Source organism: Acidisoma sp. 7E03 (assembly GCF_054665075.1).
The window spans coordinates 264,023-278,932 of the sequence record NZ_BAAFHE010000005.1; the positions used below are offsets into that span (position 1 = coordinate 264,023).

General features: G+C 65.5%; 16 protein-coding genes. 6 read left to right on the forward strand and 10 right to left on the reverse strand.

Features of this window, described 5'->3' with window-relative positions:
• Positions 1 to 4: 4 nt before the first annotated feature.
• Entirely contained in the window at positions 5 to 1,228 is a 1,224-nt protein-coding gene (locus ACYQ6W_RS10125) for an MFS transporter (RefSeq protein WP_459675113.1), read from the reverse strand.
• 11 nt (positions 1,229 to 1,239) lie between these two features.
• Positions 1,240 to 2,190, reverse strand: a complete 951-nt coding sequence (locus ACYQ6W_RS10130) for a SphA family protein (protein WP_459675114.1) — start codon at positions 2,188 to 2,190, stop codon at positions 1,240 to 1,242.
• A gap of 122 nt (positions 2,191 to 2,312) precedes the next feature.
• Between ACYQ6W_RS10130 and ACYQ6W_RS10135 the strand changes: the two genes are divergently transcribed.
• The 5 genes from ACYQ6W_RS10135 (at position 2,313) to ACYQ6W_RS10155 (ending at position 7,462) form a co-directional block, all read left to right on the forward strand.
• Positions 2,313 to 3,242 (forward strand): LysR family transcriptional regulator, encoded by a 930-nt coding sequence (locus ACYQ6W_RS10135; RefSeq protein WP_459675115.1) that lies wholly within the window; start codon positions 2,313 to 2,315, stop codon positions 3,240 to 3,242.
• Between the two features lie 90 nt (positions 3,243 to 3,332).
• Positions 3,333 to 4,520, forward strand: a complete 1,188-nt coding sequence (locus tag ACYQ6W_RS10140) for an FAD-dependent monooxygenase (RefSeq protein WP_459675116.1) — start codon at positions 3,333 to 3,335, stop codon at positions 4,518 to 4,520.
• A 13-nt stretch (positions 4,521 to 4,533) separates the two neighbouring features.
• Positions 4,534 to 5,703, forward strand: a complete 1,170-nt coding sequence (locus ACYQ6W_RS10145) for an alpha/beta hydrolase family protein (RefSeq protein ID WP_459675117.1) — start codon at positions 4,534 to 4,536, stop codon at positions 5,701 to 5,703.
• Positions 5,700 to 6,683, forward strand: a complete 984-nt coding sequence (locus ACYQ6W_RS10150; protein ID WP_459675118.1) for a fumarylacetoacetate hydrolase family protein — start codon at positions 5,700 to 5,702, stop codon at positions 6,681 to 6,683. Before ACYQ6W_RS10145 ends, ACYQ6W_RS10150 begins: the two co-directional genes overlap by 4 nt.
• A gap of 2 nt (positions 6,684 to 6,685) precedes the next feature.
• On the forward strand, positions 6,686 to 7,462 hold the full coding sequence (locus tag ACYQ6W_RS10155) for a cyclase family protein (protein ID WP_459675119.1): 777 nt from the start codon (positions 6,686 to 6,688) through the stop codon (positions 7,460 to 7,462).
• Between the two features lie 57 nt (positions 7,463 to 7,519).
• Here the strand turns inward: ACYQ6W_RS10155 and ACYQ6W_RS10160 are convergent, their stop codons facing one another.
• Genes ACYQ6W_RS10160 through ACYQ6W_RS10195 form a run of 8 tightly spaced genes read right to left on the reverse strand, consistent with a single transcriptional unit; the run spans position 7,520 to position 13,548 of the window.
• Entirely contained in the window at positions 7,520 to 8,062 is a 543-nt protein-coding gene (locus ACYQ6W_RS10160; RefSeq protein WP_459675120.1) for a chromate transporter, read from the reverse strand.
• Positions 8,052 to 8,609, reverse strand: coding sequence for a chromate transporter (locus tag ACYQ6W_RS10165; RefSeq protein ID WP_459675121.1), 558 nt, complete (start codon positions 8,607 to 8,609; stop codon positions 8,052 to 8,054). The genes ACYQ6W_RS10160 and ACYQ6W_RS10165 overlap by 11 nt, the downstream gene beginning before the upstream one ends.
• Positions 8,606 to 9,103 (reverse strand): cupin domain-containing protein, encoded by a 498-nt coding sequence (locus ACYQ6W_RS10170; protein WP_459675122.1) that lies wholly within the window; start codon positions 9,101 to 9,103, stop codon positions 8,606 to 8,608. The genes ACYQ6W_RS10165 and ACYQ6W_RS10170 overlap by 4 nt, the downstream gene beginning before the upstream one ends.
• Positions 9,100 to 10,083, reverse strand: coding sequence for a DUF6282 family protein (locus ACYQ6W_RS10175; protein WP_459675123.1), 984 nt, complete (start codon positions 10,081 to 10,083; stop codon positions 9,100 to 9,102). The genes ACYQ6W_RS10170 and ACYQ6W_RS10175 overlap by 4 nt, the downstream gene beginning before the upstream one ends.
• Positions 10,067 to 11,767: an asparagine synthetase B family protein gene (locus tag ACYQ6W_RS10180; RefSeq protein WP_459675124.1), complete on the reverse strand. Its 1,701-nt coding sequence runs from the start codon at positions 11,765 to 11,767 to the stop codon at positions 10,067 to 10,069. Before ACYQ6W_RS10180 ends, ACYQ6W_RS10175 begins: the two co-directional genes overlap by 17 nt.
• Before the next feature lie 15 nt (positions 11,768 to 11,782).
• Positions 11,783 to 12,814: a PrpF domain-containing protein gene (locus ACYQ6W_RS10185; protein WP_459675125.1), complete on the reverse strand. Its 1,032-nt coding sequence runs from the start codon at positions 12,812 to 12,814 to the stop codon at positions 11,783 to 11,785.
• A 15-nt stretch (positions 12,815 to 12,829) separates the two neighbouring features.
• Positions 12,830 to 13,261, reverse strand: a complete 432-nt coding sequence (locus ACYQ6W_RS10190) for a hypothetical protein (protein WP_459675126.1) — start codon at positions 13,259 to 13,261, stop codon at positions 12,830 to 12,832.
• The gene (locus ACYQ6W_RS10195) at positions 13,258 to 13,548 is read right to left on the reverse strand and encodes a hypothetical protein (protein ID WP_459675128.1); all 291 of its coding nucleotides are present in this window, start codon (positions 13,546 to 13,548) and stop codon (positions 13,258 to 13,260) included. Before ACYQ6W_RS10195 ends, ACYQ6W_RS10190 begins: the two co-directional genes overlap by 4 nt.
• A 386-nt stretch (positions 13,549 to 13,934) precedes the next feature.
• Between ACYQ6W_RS10195 and ACYQ6W_RS10200 the strand changes: the two genes are divergently transcribed.
• Positions 13,935 to 14,801, forward strand: coding sequence for a SphA family protein (locus ACYQ6W_RS10200; RefSeq protein WP_459675129.1), 867 nt, complete (start codon positions 13,935 to 13,937; stop codon positions 14,799 to 14,801).
• Positions 14,802 to 14,910 lie beyond the last annotated feature (109 nt).

The window sequence follows — 14,910 nt, forward strand, 5'->3', positions numbered from 1 at the left end:
TCCCTTAGTGAGCGTGCGGGCTTGAGGCGGCGGTGGACCGCACGGAGACCATCGGTGCCGCGATGGCGAAGAGGGTCAGCAGAAGCATGACGAGGCCGCAGACGCCGAGCGTCGGCGCCAAGCCGAACCCAAGGCCGCGCAGGGCGAAGACGACGAGCGGGCTGAGAAATTCACCGAGGAAGATGCAGGCCTGAAAGCCGCCGGTGCCACGTCCGCGCACGGCAACGGGGAGATTTTCCAGCGTCCAGGTCAACAGCCCGACCAGCAGCACGCCGCAGCCGAAGCCGTTGATCACGCCGCCCGCAATCAGGCCGTGCGGGGTCTGCACTTGCGCAACCAGAACGAGACCGAGTCCTGCTGTCGCGAAACCGATGAAGAAGATCTTGCCGAAGCCAGCTGCCAGAAAGCGCCGCGTGAGGAGCGCGCCGATGCAGACCGCACCCTGATTGGCCGCCGAGGTGAGGCCGATCACCGCGGGTGAGGTGACACCCATCTGGTTGAACAGGTAGCCCGCTTGGACCGGGATCATCAGCAGCGCGATACCGGTGACGAGGGCGAAGGGATAGGCGGTGAGCAGCACGCCCCAGGGAGTTCTCATGGGCTCAGCAGCACCGAGCGCCTTGGCGTCGACCCGTGCGGTGGCAGGGGCCAACGTCGGTTCGGGCAGCAGCCGCCAGCACAGCGGCAGCATGACGATGGCGCTGGCATAGAGCCAGAAGGGCGTGCGCCAGCCAAATTCGCCGAGCGCGCCGCCGATGGCGAAAAAGACGGTCGCGGAGAAGGAGGCGATGCCGCCTTGGAGCGCCAGGAGGCGGCGCCTGCGGCCGGCGGCGAAATAGTCTCCGATCAAGGTGGTGCAGGTCGTCATGATCACCGCTTCCATGACGCCGAGCACGCCACGGGTGGCGAGGATTGCATGCAGGTCATCGAGCAAGAGCGGTGCGCAGCCGAAGAGACCATAGAGGAGCAGTGCGACGAGCAGCGGCCCCCGCCGGCCGAAGCGATCGATCATGGCGCCGGCGGCGAAGGAAAAAAGCCCGATCATCAAGGCCGGCAGCGTCAGCGTAAGCGGGGTCAGGATCGCGACGCCGGGTGTCGCATGGAAGTGGCGCTGAATGTCCGGCAGTACGGGCCCGAGCAACACGGCGCCGAGGACGGGCAGGCAGGAGCCTGTCAGCAGAATGACACTTTGCCGCCATCCCACCGCGGCGCTCTCGTGCTGATGCATCATGCAATCCTTCAGCTCTGCTGCCGGGGAACGGGCGGCACGACGTAGAGTGGGAAGCCGATGTTGAGCCAGACGTTGTTCGGCTTCGCGGTGTTCTGCGCATAGACGCCGGCCTGGAAGTTCAAGTTGACGTTGATCGGAATCTTGCCGAAGAGCAGGCCCTGGTAGGTGACGGAGGGGCCGATGCCGAACGTCTCGGTGCGGTTGCCATCCGGCTGCACCGTGCCGGCCGCGTTCGTGTCATTGCTGTACTGGTCGAGGAAACCGCCGACGGCGCCGACCTTCCAGGGACCGAAATTCCAGCCCGCGAAGAAATCGGCCTCATAGGCGTTGCCCGACTTGTAGTTGTCGTTGGTGTTCTCCGCGTTGAGGAGAAGACGTTGCGCGGCACCGATATCCGGCCCGTTCGGCTGGTCGTAGCGAAGCGCGAGCACGGGGGAATAGGTGGCATAGCCGGTGGAGACGCTGGGGGAGGTGGTGCTGAAGGGCCCATTGGGCAGGATGAAATCGAAGCCGAGGGTCGCATAGACATGCGGCCGCGGATTCCATTCGGCGATCAGCGGCGTGATGGTGATGTTGGAAAGGCCGGTGGTGTCGGTCTTCTGTCCGAAGATCTCGTCATGCAGCGAGACGATGGGGAAGACGAGCTGCGAATGCAGAGACAGCCCGTCCGGCAAGTGACCGGGATAGTTGACGAGCAGGCGGACCGTGTCCGAATAGACGTTTTGCTTGTAGGGAATGGCGTTATTCTTGTTGCCATTGTTGTCGTACAGCGCGTTGGCACTGCTATAGTTGGTCTGATTCAGAACGAATATTCCCGGAATCGGTGGAAATTCGGCGAAGTTCGTCCCGACCGACCCAGGCGGATAGTTGGAGACACCGTTTTCGAGTGCTTTGGCCGAGGAAGAAAAGCCGATCGCCGCGACAGAACACAGCAGATAAAGCCCATACTTGGACCGCATCAGAACTCCCCGCTTATTGATTTTTTCGTTGTATCGAGGTGGGGATAAGAACACGCTTCCATCCATCGACAAAATCGTTAGTTATGATCGAACTGCATTAATGCGGTGGATGGATGGGGGCTATGCGCTTTAAGGGACTCGATCTGAATCTTCTCGTCGCTTTCGATTGCCTGGTGCGGGAACGCAGCGTGACGTTGGCGGCGGAGCGTCTGCATCTCAGTCAGCCCGCCATGAGCGCGGCGCTGAGCCGGCTGCGGGACTATCTGGATGACGATATCCTGCGTGCCGTCGGTAAGCGGATGGTGCCCACGCCCTATGCCGAGCGGCTGCATGTCGAGATCAGCGACATGCTGCAGCGCCTGGACCAGACTCTCGGCATGTCTGCGAGCTTCGACCCGGCGACGAGCGAGCGCAGCTTTCGCATTGCAGCGTCGGATTACATCGCCATGGTCCTTCTAGTGCCGCTAGTACGCAAGCTGGCCGCGGTGGCGCCGCATATCCACATCACCATCATCAATACAGGGCCGGCTTCGGTCGAAAAGCTTGGCCGCGGCGAGATCGATCTCGTCATCACGCCGCGCCAATATCTGCTCGAGAACCATCCATCGGAGCTGTTGATGGTGGAGCGGCACGTCGTCGTCGGCTGGCGGGAGCATCCGGCCTTCAAGGCGCCGATGACGCAGGACGTTTTCTGTTCCTACGGCCAGATCGGTGTGGAAATTGGTGCTGCGACGGTTGCCTTCGCCCAGCTCGAGGTTGACAAGTTGAATGCCCGGCGCACCGTCGAATTGGTTGTGCCATCCTTCACGCTGGTCGGGCCGCTGCTCGTCGGCACGCAGCGCCTGGCTCTGATGCATGAACGTCTGGCGCGGCTCCAGGCAGCGACGCTGCCTCTGGCGATCGCGCCCAATCCCTTTCCCATTCCTCTTCTCGAACAGGCGATGCAGTGGCATCGCACGCGGACGGAGGACCCCGGCATGCACTGGCTCAGAAGCCAGGTGACGGCACTGGCAGTGGAGATGCCGAGCGGGAAGGATCATAAACAAGGTTGATGGATTAAGATCAGAACAATCCATTTCCCTAAAGGTCGCACCCGCGCCACCTTTCCACCCAAGGCAATAAGAAGCCAGGGTGGAACGCCTATGATCTCTTCGACCGATGCAGCCGGTGCAGCGCCGGACAGGCACAGCGCGCGTCTTCACTACGATACCGGTGGCCCAGTCCTCGTGGTGGGCGGCGGTGTCGGCGGTATGGCGACGGCCATTCTGCTTCGGCGCCTGGGCTTTGCCGTGGAGCTGGTCGAACTCGATCCGCAATGGGGCGTCTACGGCGCCGGCATCAGCATCACCGGGCCGACATTTCGCGCGCTGCAGCGGCTTGGGCTGTTGGAGGAGGTGCTTGCCGTGGGTTTTGCCGGCAATGCTCCCATCCGGCTGCACACCCCCGCGGGCGATGTCATCGGCGAGGTTCCCGGTGCGCCGATCGAACCCGGTCTGCCCCAAAATGGCGGGGTGATGCGTCCTGACCTGCATCGGGTGCTGCAGCGGCACACCGAGCAATCGGGCACCGTGATTCGGCTCGGCCTCTCCGTCGTGACGATCGAGGAAGCGGCAAAAGGCACCCTCCGCGTGGGCTTCTCCGATGGCAGTGCGGGGACCTATCAAGCGGTCATCGGGGCCGACGGTCTGATGTCGCGCGTGCGGCGCATCATCTTTCCCGAAGCGTCGGCCCCGCAATACACCGGCCAGTATTGCTGGCGCCTGACGGCGCCGCGCCGCGCCGACCATGTGCAGCCCTGGTTTTTCATGGCCGGACCGGTTTCCGCGGGTCTCATGCCCTGTTCGCCGAGCCTGATGTATATGTGGTTGCTCGAGCCGCGGGCGGCCAAGGCGCGCCTCGAACAGGACCAGCTGGTGCCGCGGCTGCAGGAGATCATGCGGCCCTTCGGCGGTATGCTCGGCGAGATCAGGGACGCGGCCGCCAGCAATCCGAGCCTGCTCGTCCGCCCGCTCGAGTCCTTTCTGTTGCCGGCCCCCTGGCACAGGGGCCGCGTGCTGCTGATCGGCGACGCCGCCCATGCGACGACACCGCATCTTGCCTCGGGCGCCGGCATGGCCCTCGAAGACGCACTCGTCCTTGCGGAGGAACTGCGCCGGGCGGCGGACATTGGCGCAGGCTTCGCGGCCTTCAGCGCCCGGCGTTGGGAGCGCTGCCGCACCGTCGTCGAAAAATCCGTCGAAATCGGCCGCATGCAGCAGACCGATGCATCTCCGCAGCGCCTCGGCCAGCTCGTAGCCCAGGCCGAAGCGACGCTCCGCGCCGATATCTGAGAGGCTGACCCCGATGTTCGAATACTTCACGCATAACTACGTCTGGAACCTCTCCATCTGCATCGCGATGGAATCGGGGGCCCAGATCGGCGAGATCGACGAGATGTGTCGCCCCTTGCGCGATGCCGCGGCGCGCGGCGAAGACGCGGGCACGGCCGAATTCTTCACCCGCTGGATCGCCAAGGCGGAAACGTTGGTGGCGCTTGCGGAGGAGGATGTGGCGCAGGGGCGCCCCTTGAGTGCCGGCACCAAGCTCAACCGCGCCGCGCTCTACTATCAGATCGCGGAACGGATGCAGGCCCATGGCTACGAGCCGCGTCGTCAGGCTTTCGAAGCGGGGCAGAGCGCCTTCCTGCGCGGCATCGCGCTTGGCCGGCAGAATTGCCAGCGCATCGAAATCCCCTATGAAAGTGGCATCATTCCCGGGCTGTTCACCCGCGCGGAGGGGGCCGAGGGTCCAGCGCCGTGCCTCGTCTTCATCAACGGCCTCGATAGCAGCAAGGAGATGCTCTACTGGACGCGCCTTGGCCACGAACTGGCGCGGCGCGGTGTCTCCACCCTGCATATCGACCAGCCGGGCAGCGGCGAAGCGCTGCGCCGCTTCGGGTTGACCGCGGTCTACGACACGGAGCGATGGGCCTCCCGCGTCGTCGATTACCTCGAAACTCGGTCGGATGTGGATGCCAGACGCATCGGCCTCTGTGGCATCTCGCTCGGCGGCTATTACACGCCGCGGGCCGTCGCCTTCGAACCGCGCTTCGCGCTCGGCGCCGTCTGGGGCGGCAATCATGACTGGGGCGAGATCCAGCGTCGCCGCCTGGCCCGCGAAGGCGATCGGCCAGTGCCGCACTACTGGGAGCATGTCCGCTGGGTCTGGGGCGCGCCGGACATGGAGAGCTTCATGCAGATCGCGGCGAAGACGACGCTCGATGGCATTCTGGATCGTGTGCGCGTGCCCTTCCTCGTCACCCACGGCCAGAAGGACCGTCAGATCCCCTTGGAGTTCGCGACCCGCACCTTTGAGGCGCTGGTCAACAGCCCGAAGCGGGAGATGAAGGTCTTCACCGAGCGCGAGGGCGGCGTGGAGCATGTCGGCGCTGACAACATGGCCTTTGGGCGGGACTTCATCGCCGATTGGGTTGCCGAAAGCTTCGGCCTCGGCGCTGGCGGAGCCGCGTCATGAAGCTCGCGACTTTCGATGACAGCACGCCCGATGGGGCGCTGCACGTGGTGACGGCGGATGGCAGCCGGGCGGTCTCGGCCCGCACGATCGCACCGACGCTGCAGGCGGCGCTCGAGACATGGGATGAGGCGGTGCCTGCGCTGCAGGCGCTGGCGGCCGCGCTAGAAGCCGGCCGCGCGGCGGGCAGCATGGCGGTGGACCGCGCGCCCTTTCGTGCCCCGCTGCCGCGCGCCTGGCAGTGGCTCGATGCCTCCGCCTTTCCCTTCCACGGCCAGCTGATGCAACAGGCCTTCGGCCTGCCGCCGGTGGAGACCGATCCACCCTTGATGTATCAAGGCATGTCGCATCGGTTCCTGGGGCCGCAGGAGGATGTGCCCCTGCCCTCCGCCGAAGACGGCATCGATTTCGAGGGGGAATTCGCCGTCATCACCGGGCCGGTGCCCATGGGTGCAACCCCGGAGGCCGCGATGAAGGCCATTCGGCTCGTCATCCTCGTCAATGACTGGTCTCTGCGCCGGATCGCTCCGCGCGAGATGAAGACGGGCTTCGGCTGGGTGCAGGCTAAGCCGGCCTGCAGCGCGGCGCCGCTGGCCGTGACGCCGGCTGCCCTCGGCTCTGCCTGGGCCGAGGGCCGCGTGCAGCGGCCGCTGACCGTCACCTTCCGTGGCGGGATCTTCGGCCGCGCCCATGGCGGTGCCATGGCCTATGGCTTTCACGAACTGATCGCGCATGCCGCGCGCACGCGCGATCTGCCGGCCGGCACGCTGATCGGCTCGGGCACCGTGTCCAACGAGGACGCTGCGGCCGTGGGCTCCAGTTGCATCGCCGAGCGGCGGGCACTGGAAATGACGGCGCAGGGCGAGGCGCGGACGCCGTTCATGACCTTTGGCGAGCGCGTGCGGATGGAGTGTTTCGACGAGGCCGGCCAGAGCCTCTTCGGGGTGATCGATCAGCGTGTCATCCACAGCACGGGAGCCTAGGCATGGCCCGTCGCTTCATCGACCTCTCCGTCGCCATCGACAATGAAACGCCGGCCGATCCGCCGCCGTTGCGCCCCTCCATCACCTATTCCGATCATGAGGAAGGGGCGCAGGAGATGCTCTCCTTCTTCCCGGGTCTAAGCCGCGCCGATCTGCCCGACGGCGCCGGCTGGGCGGCCGAGCGCTTGAGCGTGACCAGCCATAACGGCACGCATCTCGATGCGCCCTGGCATTATCATCCGACGATGGATGGCGGAAAGCCGGCGGCCACCATCGATGCTATTCCGCTCGACTGGTGCTACCGGCCTGGCGTGAAGCTCGATTTCCGCCATCTGCCGGACGGCGCCGTGGCGACGGCGGCGGATGTGGCGGCCGAGTTGGATCGCATCGGCCATCATCTGCAGCCCTTGGATATCGTCCTCGTCAACACCGCGGCGGGCGCGGCCTATGGCAGCCCGGATTATCTCCTGAAAGGCTGCGGCATAGGGCGTGAGGCCACGCTCTACCTGCTGGAGCGCGGCGTGCGCGTCGCCGGGACCGATGCCTGGAGCTGGGACGCGCCCTTTGCCTACACCGCCCGCCGTTTCGCCGAGAGCGGGGATGCGCGGCTGATTTGGGAGGGCCACAAGGCGGGGCGCGACATCGGCTATTGCCATCTCGAGAAGCTGCACGGGCTGGAACAGCTGCCGGCCACCGGCTTCGAGGTGATCTGTTTTCCGGTGAAGCTCAAGGCGGCCTCCGCCGGCTGGACGCGCGCGGTGGCGGTTTTCGACGAATAACCGCCGGCCTCCGCAGTGCAGGAGAATGATTGGCCGAACCCTCTACGGGCGGCTGTGTCAGAACCAGCCGCCATGGGTGAGAACGCTCGCCAGCCCGAGGCCCGCGCTTGCCGCGATGATCCAGATCGGGTTCGACCGGTAGCGGTAGACGATGAAGGCCGCGACCGCCGTGAGCAAGATGCGTGAGGTCTTCACGTCGACATTCATCGCCAGGGTGAAGGTTGCAGCAAGCAGCAGCCCGACGGTGACCGGCGGGAGCGCCACGCGCAGGCGCTGCACCCAGGGCCGATCCTGGCTGCGCTCGTACCAGGCGGCACCGGAATAGGCCATCAGCGACGTCGGCACCAGCTTGGCGACGAGGGCGGTGACGGCGCCGGGCAGCCCCGCCGCCTGCTGCCCGATGAGGACCAGGGCCATGCCGTTCGGCCCTGGCAGCGCCTGGGAGAGTGCGAAGAAGGCGACGAATTGCGCGCCGGTCAGCCAGTGCACCGTCGCGACGGCGTAGCGCTCGATGTCGCTCAGCGCCACCGTGTTGCCGCCGATCGACAAGACGGACCACAGCGCGCAGTGTCCGAGAATGCGAAGCAGATCAAGCAACACGCCGCGGCCGCTTTTCCTGGCTGACCAGGAAGCTGAAGGGGATGCAGAGCAGAAGAACCAGCCACAGCGGCCAGTGAAGCAGCGCCATCAAGCCGAAGGTGAGGGCAAGCACCGCGAAAGGGCCGAGGCGGCGCGGCAGGCTCTTGGTGAGCCTGAGCGCGGTCCCGAGGACGAGGCCGGAGGCCGCCGGCATTACGGCGCCGAACACCTGCTGCACCGCAGGATTTTGCCAGTAGCGGCCGATGAGCAGGCCGGCGGCGAGGGTGACGAGCATCGGCACGCAGTAGAGGCCACAGACGGCGAGCACGGACCCCATGGGGCCATGGATGCGGCGCCCGTAGATGACGCCGCAATTGGCGACGTTCGGACCTGGAAAAAACTGGCCGAGCGCCAGCAGTTCGGTAAAGGCCGCCTCGTCCATCCAGCGGCGCCGCACCACCATCATGTAGCGGGCCCAGGGTAGAACGCCGCCGAACCCCATGGCGCCGATGAGCAGGAAGGTGCGGAACAGATCACCGCGGCTGGGAACCGGCGCCGACGGCGTCATGCGGCGCCGGGCGCCCGCCGCGCGCGGAAGACGTAATCGCACCCGGTGACGCTCTGCGTATCGAAGCGCTGCCGCACGGCGGCGAGGTCTCGCGCAAAGCTCTCGGTTGGCCCACGCTTCAGGCGCGCCAATTCGGCGAAGAAGGTCTCGTGACCCAAGGCCGGCACGAAGCTGATGAGGAGTCTCACCGCCGCGTCGGAATCGTTCAGGAAGCCATGCGGCGTGTGGGGTGGGACGACGATCATCGTGCCCGCATCATACTCCGCCCAGCTCTCGCCGCAGAGAATGGTCGCGCGTCCCTCGATCACATAGAGGCTTTCCGTCGTCGTGGCATGGAGATGCGCATCGGCGCCGAGCGTCTGCGGCGGCAGCTCCCGCTCGAAGACTTCGAAGGTGCCGCCCGTCTCCTCATACGTGACCTTGAACCGGACGAGGCTCGCCGGCTCGAAGGTGAAGACGGGGCCTTCTCCGGGTTTGGAGATGATCGGCTTCATGCAGGCTCCTGCGCAGTCAGGCCCAGGGCACGGGCGCCGTTCGTCGTCAGCATGTCGGCAAACTCCGTGCGGCTCATGGCGCCTTCCAGAAGAGCGGCCATCTCCGTGACGAAGCGGATGGTCCCTTCGGGGATGGGATCGGAATGGATCTGCCCGAAATCCGTGGACAGCACGCATTGCCTAGGCCCGGTCGCGATGATCGACCGCGCGAAATGATCGAGCGGCACGTCTTCGATGGTGTGGATGGCAAAGCAATGCTCGATGAAGACGCGGCTGTCGGCCGAGAGCTGGATGAGCTGATCGTCGGTGAGGGCGACGGAGGGATAATGCGGATGGGTGAGAAGCACGGCGCGCACGCCGGCGGCGAGCGCACGGGGCACGAGCTGCATGATCTCGTCTGCGGCGAGATGCCCGGTGGCGAGGGTAGCACCCGTTTCGGCGATGGCTTCCAGCACCGCATCGAGCGCAGGCAGAGGCCGCAGCGCGTCGTCGAAGACATGCACGGGTTCGGAGACGGCGGTGCCGATATGGGCTTGCGCATCATGCCCGCAGGACCAGCGCTGATCGAAGGCATGGCCGAGCACGCGCAGATGCGCGGCGGCATGAACCGTCGGCATGTAGACGACGAAGGTGGGGTCCTGGCTCATCCCGTCGACCTGGCCGCGATTGCCGGAGGCTGCGCCCCGCACGGCATCCGGGTTCAAGCCGCCGACGAAGCGATTGAGCACGACGCTGCCGAGGCAGCGCGCGCCGAACCGGCTGCGGGCGAGGGCGGCGAGCGGCGTCGTGGGATAGGTGTGGTTCTTCAGAACCAGCGTCATGTTGTGGGCACGCGCCGCCTCCGCGAGGGTCGAGACGTCATAGCGGCGGTCGATCAGCTCCGGCCCGACGTGATAATGCGTGTCGACGACACCGGCTTTGAACAGCGCCGCGATGAAGCCCGCGCGGTCTGCCGCGAACCAATCATGCGCTCCAGACATCGTGCCACGCCTCCAACTGCAAGAGACTCCAGATGCGGCTCGCCGTTTCCACGGTCGGTGCCTGATCCAGCCTGTCGAGATAGGCCGCGGTATCGACGAAGCCGCGCGTCCAACTCGTGGCGGCGGTCAGGCTGTCCCGCGCATAGCTCCGTAAATCTCCAGTCAGCCATTGGAGGATAGGCATGGTGAAGGGCTGCTTGCGGCGATGCACCAGCCAGTCGGGCAGGTCCTCCGCATAGGCATCGAGCAGCAGGCCCTTCGGCCGGCCGCCGGGGCGCTTGAGTGTGGCGGGCAGCCCCTGCGCCAGCGCCGTGACCTGCGCGTCCAGGAACGGCGCCCGGATTTCGAGGGCCGCGCCCATGCCGAGCTTGTCGGTCCGCATGAGGTGGTAGTTGCGCAGGCGGTTGGCCGCTTCCAGCCGCAAAACACGGTCCAGCGGGTCAAGCCCTTCTAGTGGCAAGGTGATGCCGTGCAGATAGCTGGCGGGGGCTTCGGCCAGCCCCAGCTCCTCCGGCTGGAAGACCATGGTGCGCCGCAGATAATCGTCGAGGGAGGCAGGCACGTCGTCGAACCGCGCATAGCCGCCCCAGAATTCGTCCGATCCGTCACCGCTCAGCGCCACCTTGGTGGTCTGCGCGACCCGGCGCGCCAGCAGCAGGGTGGGCAGCGTCACCGGATCGGCGATAGGGTCTTCCGTCAGCCGCGCGGCGTCCCGGAACAGATCCGGCAGCTGGGCGGCATGCAGCGGCACGATTTCATGCGCGACGCCGAGATGTTCTGCCATGCGGCGGGCGTAGCCGGTTTCGTCCTCGCTGCCCGGCACGTCATAGCCGATGGAAAAGGTCCGCATCGGCAGATCCGGCCGCTGCCGCGCGAAGGAGGCGGCGACGATGCTGGAATCGGCGCCGCCACTCAGCAGGACGGCATTCGGAAAATGATCGGTGGCGCGGGCCGCGATGGCGGCATCCAGCGCCTGCCGGACCTCCTCCGCCGTGGCCGTGCCGGCGCAGGCTTCCGGCCAGGCGGCATAGCGCCCGTGGCTGACCGAGCCATCGGCATGAATCTTCATCCAGGCGCCGGGGGCCAGTTGCTCGATCCCCTCGAAGGAGGTCTGCAGGCCGCCGACGCTTTTGTAGACGAGGTATTCGTGCGGCGCGGCAGCGCGGATGCGCAAGCCCGGCTGCAGCGTGGCGAGCGCCGCGATGGTGGAGGCGAAGGCCCAGCCGCCGCGCCAGCGCATGAGGTAGAGCGGCTTTTCGCCCCAGCTATCCCGCACCAGGGTGAGGCTGCCATCCTTCGGCTCGTAGCGCGCGGCGGCGAAGAAGCCGCGCACGCCGCGCAGCGCCTCCGGCCCCTTCAGGCCGAGCAGCGCTTCAAGGGCGACGCCATCCGAATCCTCCGGATGGAAACGCTCGCCTAAGGCGTGGAGAATCTGCTCGGCTTCGTAGATCTCGCCGTTGAAGACGAGATGGCCGCCCCAGCGGTCCCGCAAGGGCTGCAGGCCGAGCCGCCGGTCGCCGACCACGGCGAGCCTGACGGAGCCGATCGCGACATGCTCATTGGCCCAGACCCCATCGCCATCCGGCCCGCGAAAGTGATGGGCGGTCTGCATGCCCTGGGCGAGACGGCGCAGTTCGGCGACATCCATCGCCTGAGGGGTGAAGAGGCCGACGATTGCGCACATGGCTTTGGGCTCGCCTCAGGAATGATGCGCCGGGCGCGGGGGAATGAGCGCGCCGAGCATGAGCAGGCGCACCGGTGTCACGAAGCTCGTCGCCGTGATCTCCCAATGCGACGGACCGCGCACGAGATGCACCTTGGCTGCGAAGCTGCCCGAGGGATGAAATAAGGCAAAGCGCGTCGTCGCGTGCGGCAGATCGGGCGGCAGCGGCACGGCGCCCTTCGCCGTGAGAAAAGCGCCGAGCGCCATCGCAGCAGAGCCCGGCAAGGAGTGATGCTGCTGGCCTTCGGAGAAGCAGGTCACGTCATAGGCGGCGATACCGGCCTCGGGTGGGCGGGCGCTGTAGAAGATGACCTTCGGCAGGGTTTCCGGATGGCCGATGGACTGGCCGTACTCCTGTCCGCGGGCGTTGAGCGCCGTGACGAGACCGGGCGTTGCCGCCTGCGGCGGCAGGCGCACGAAGACGAAGACGTTGCCGTGTTGGACCAGATCGCCGGTGACGGCGACGCCCTCGACCTCCAGCGCGAAGGGTTGGGACTTCTGCGCCATGCGATGCCAGAGATGGTGCAGGCGGGTGAAGCGCACCTCCCAGCCTCCATCCCAGAACGACTCTGCCGGCGGCACGACCTCGACGGACTGGCCGGTGGCGTGGTTGATGCAAGGGATCGCCGTGTCGACGCGCGCCGGCACGAGACCGAACAGCACGGCGGCGAGACCCGAGGCAGAGGCTGCGTTGGAGCATTCCATGCGGGCAAAGAGTTTCTTCGTCTGAGGAATCACCTGGTAGAACTGGAACTCAACAGCATAGTCGCCGTGGCCGGGGGCGATCACCGCAACCTTGTTGGACTGGTAGTGCGCGCCACCGACCCCGTCATTCGCCGTGGAGGTCGCGAGCAAGTCGAGAATCAGAGCGGCACGGGCCCGGCCCGTCGGAATTTCCTCCTGCCGGAGAATGAGCAGGCGGCTGGTGCCGGAGCGGATGATGGCCGCGGATACATGCGGCACGCGCGCGCGAAGATCGGGGTCGAGCAGATCGGACGCAAGAGCCATGATCGTCTCCGCCGCTCAGGCCGAGACTGCGGGCTGCGGCAAGCGCCCGGCGGCGAAATCCACGGGCGATATCGCCGTTTCCGGAAAGGCGCGGATCGCGGTCTGGTCGAGCGTGACGAGCGGGACCGCGAGGCCCCGGGCGAGGCAGAGGAAGGGCGCCATGAAGGCCGAGCAGGGCGAAGTGAGGATGATCTCCGTGTTATCCTGGAGTGGCGCAGGAAATTCGCGACTGCGGAACAACAACTCGGCTTCCGCCACCATCTGGCGAACGATGTCTGGCGTGGCGCGGCCCTGGGCCAGAAGGTCCGAGGCGTGGTGCGGCAGCAGGGTCCGCCACAGCATGGGCGAGGCCCAATGCGGATCGCGCGTCAGCACCGCTTCGGCCGCGTCGGTGAATGCGCCCGGCACGTAGAGGGCGGCGACCACATCGGTGGAGACGACGATCATGATGCCTCCGAACGTGCGGCGATGAGCTGGCGGATGCGGCGGGCAGCCGCCAGACGTGCGTCGGCATCCGGTGGAACCTCCACGCTTTCGGCGTTCAAGCCTGCGACGATCTCTTCGCCTACGCTGCGCCCGTGCGCGCTCGCCTTGCAGAAAAGCCGCCAGTAGGCGGCATTCGAGAGACCGTCCAAGACAAGTTTCACCACGTCACCGTCCCGTTTCCCCATGTCGCGCCGCCGCTCATCGGCGCGAGACTTGTTTCGTTTCAACCTTAGGCCGGCGCGCGCCAAGCGTCCATTTCGTTTGCGGCGGCCAGACCCCCCCCGGTGCCGAAACGGAGCGGTTTTCGTTGGATCGGCGCGCAGCAAGGATCTTTTGCGTGTGTCGGCGGGTCCTTCGCCATCTCTGCCGCAAATCGCCGCTCGGACCATCACCGACCGTCTTGCGAACCTATATGATATAGTATATCTCATATCATCAAGACGGTGGATAAACCGTCGGCTCGGATTTCCCGCCGCACACAAGACAGCCGCCACAGGCTGCGAAGGAACGTCGCATGAAGCCTAGTAAAGGGGTTCTTATTGCCTGCGCCGCCGCCGGCCTTTCTCTTTTTGGTCCCTGGGGGAGCGCCGCGGAAGCACACACGGTCTCGGTCAATGAACCCAATGGAATCAACTTGGGTGGGACCAGCTTCTTCGATGGTCTCGGTACGTACAAGCCGGGCTTCATCTACGAGCAATACTTCCAGTATTTCCACTTCAACGCCATCAACGGCGCGAATGGCGAGCCCGTGCCGGCGTTCAAAGGGACCAGCATTTCCAGCACAGTCTCACTCAACCAGCTGATTTACGTCTCGCCCTATCATCTCTTCGGTGGTGTTCTCGGCCTCACGGCGCTGCAGCCCTTCACCGATCTCAACGCCTCCTTCGTGAATGACAGCCCGGCGAAGTTGCAGGCAAATACGGGCACCGGCGTGGGCGACCTCACCTGGGGCCCCTTCATCGCCTTTCCCCCCATCATGCACAACGGTCGGCCGATCTTTGCTCATCGTTTCGAATTCGACGTGATCTCGCCGACCGGTTCCTATAATCCGTCGAAGGACATCAACCCGAGTTCCGGTTACTGGTCCATCTCGCCCTATTGGACGATGACGGTCCTGCCGACGGCAAAAACCGAAATATCTGCGCGCTTCAACTATCTGCACAACTTCGTCAATAACGATCCGGCTTCCAGCTTTCCGCTGCCGCTTGGCACCACTACCCAGGCGGGGGATGCCGGATGGATCAACTTCACCGCCTCGTACGAGTTCTTCCCCAAGTTCAATGCCGGCCTCAACGGCTATTACTTCAAGCAGTTCACCAGCAACCAAGTGGACGGCGTGACACAGAGCGGCGGAGAGGTCGAAAATCTCTCGCTCGGCGCCGGGGCGGCCTATGCATTCGACAAGAACAACATCGGCTTTTTCAACTTCTACCTGCCGGTGAAGGAAGTAAACACCACGAGCGGCTTTCATCTCGTCCTGCGCTTCGTCCACGTCTTCTGACACAGTTGCGAATTGTGCGATATTCGACCAAATTTCAAATAACGCACATTCCGCTTGCCGACCCGCGGGCAGCAGGCTTATCGCGGAAAAAAGCGCCCGGCAGAGGCGC

Coding starts and splice junctions, on each gene's coding strand:
- ACYQ6W_RS10125 (WP_459675113.1), bottom strand. CDS start 1,228: ATGCATCAGCACGAGAGCGCCGCGGTGGGATGGCGGCAAAGTGTCATT.
- ACYQ6W_RS10130 (WP_459675114.1), bottom strand. CDS start 2,190: ATGCGGTCCAAGTATGGGCTTTATCTGCTGTGTTCTGTCGCGGCGATC.
- ACYQ6W_RS10135 (WP_459675115.1), top strand. CDS start 2,313: ATGCGCTTTAAGGGACTCGATCTGAATCTTCTCGTCGCTTTCGATTGC.
- ACYQ6W_RS10140 (WP_459675116.1), top strand. CDS start 3,333: ATGATCTCTTCGACCGATGCAGCCGGTGCAGCGCCGGACAGGCACAGC.
- ACYQ6W_RS10145 (WP_459675117.1), top strand. CDS start 4,534: ATGTTCGAATACTTCACGCATAACTACGTCTGGAACCTCTCCATCTGC.
- ACYQ6W_RS10150 (WP_459675118.1), top strand. CDS start 5,700: ATGAAGCTCGCGACTTTCGATGACAGCACGCCCGATGGGGCGCTGCAC.
- ACYQ6W_RS10155 (WP_459675119.1), top strand. CDS start 6,686: ATGGCCCGTCGCTTCATCGACCTCTCCGTCGCCATCGACAATGAAACG.
- ACYQ6W_RS10165 (WP_459675121.1), bottom strand. CDS start 8,609: ATGACGCCGTCGGCGCCGGTTCCCAGCCGCGGTGATCTGTTCCGCACC.
- ACYQ6W_RS10170 (WP_459675122.1), bottom strand. CDS start 9,103: ATGAAGCCGATCATCTCCAAACCCGGAGAAGGCCCCGTCTTCACCTTC.
- ACYQ6W_RS10175 (WP_459675123.1), bottom strand. CDS start 10,083: ATGTCTGGAGCGCATGATTGGTTCGCGGCAGACCGCGCGGGCTTCATC.
- ACYQ6W_RS10180 (WP_459675124.1), bottom strand. CDS start 11,767: ATGTGCGCAATCGTCGGCCTCTTCACCCCTCAGGCGATGGATGTCGCC.
- ACYQ6W_RS10185 (WP_459675125.1), bottom strand. CDS start 12,814: ATGGCTCTTGCGTCCGATCTGCTCGACCCCGATCTTCGCGCGCGCGTG.
- ACYQ6W_RS10190 (WP_459675126.1), bottom strand. CDS start 13,261: ATGATCGTCGTCTCCACCGATGTGGTCGCCGCCCTCTACGTGCCGGGC.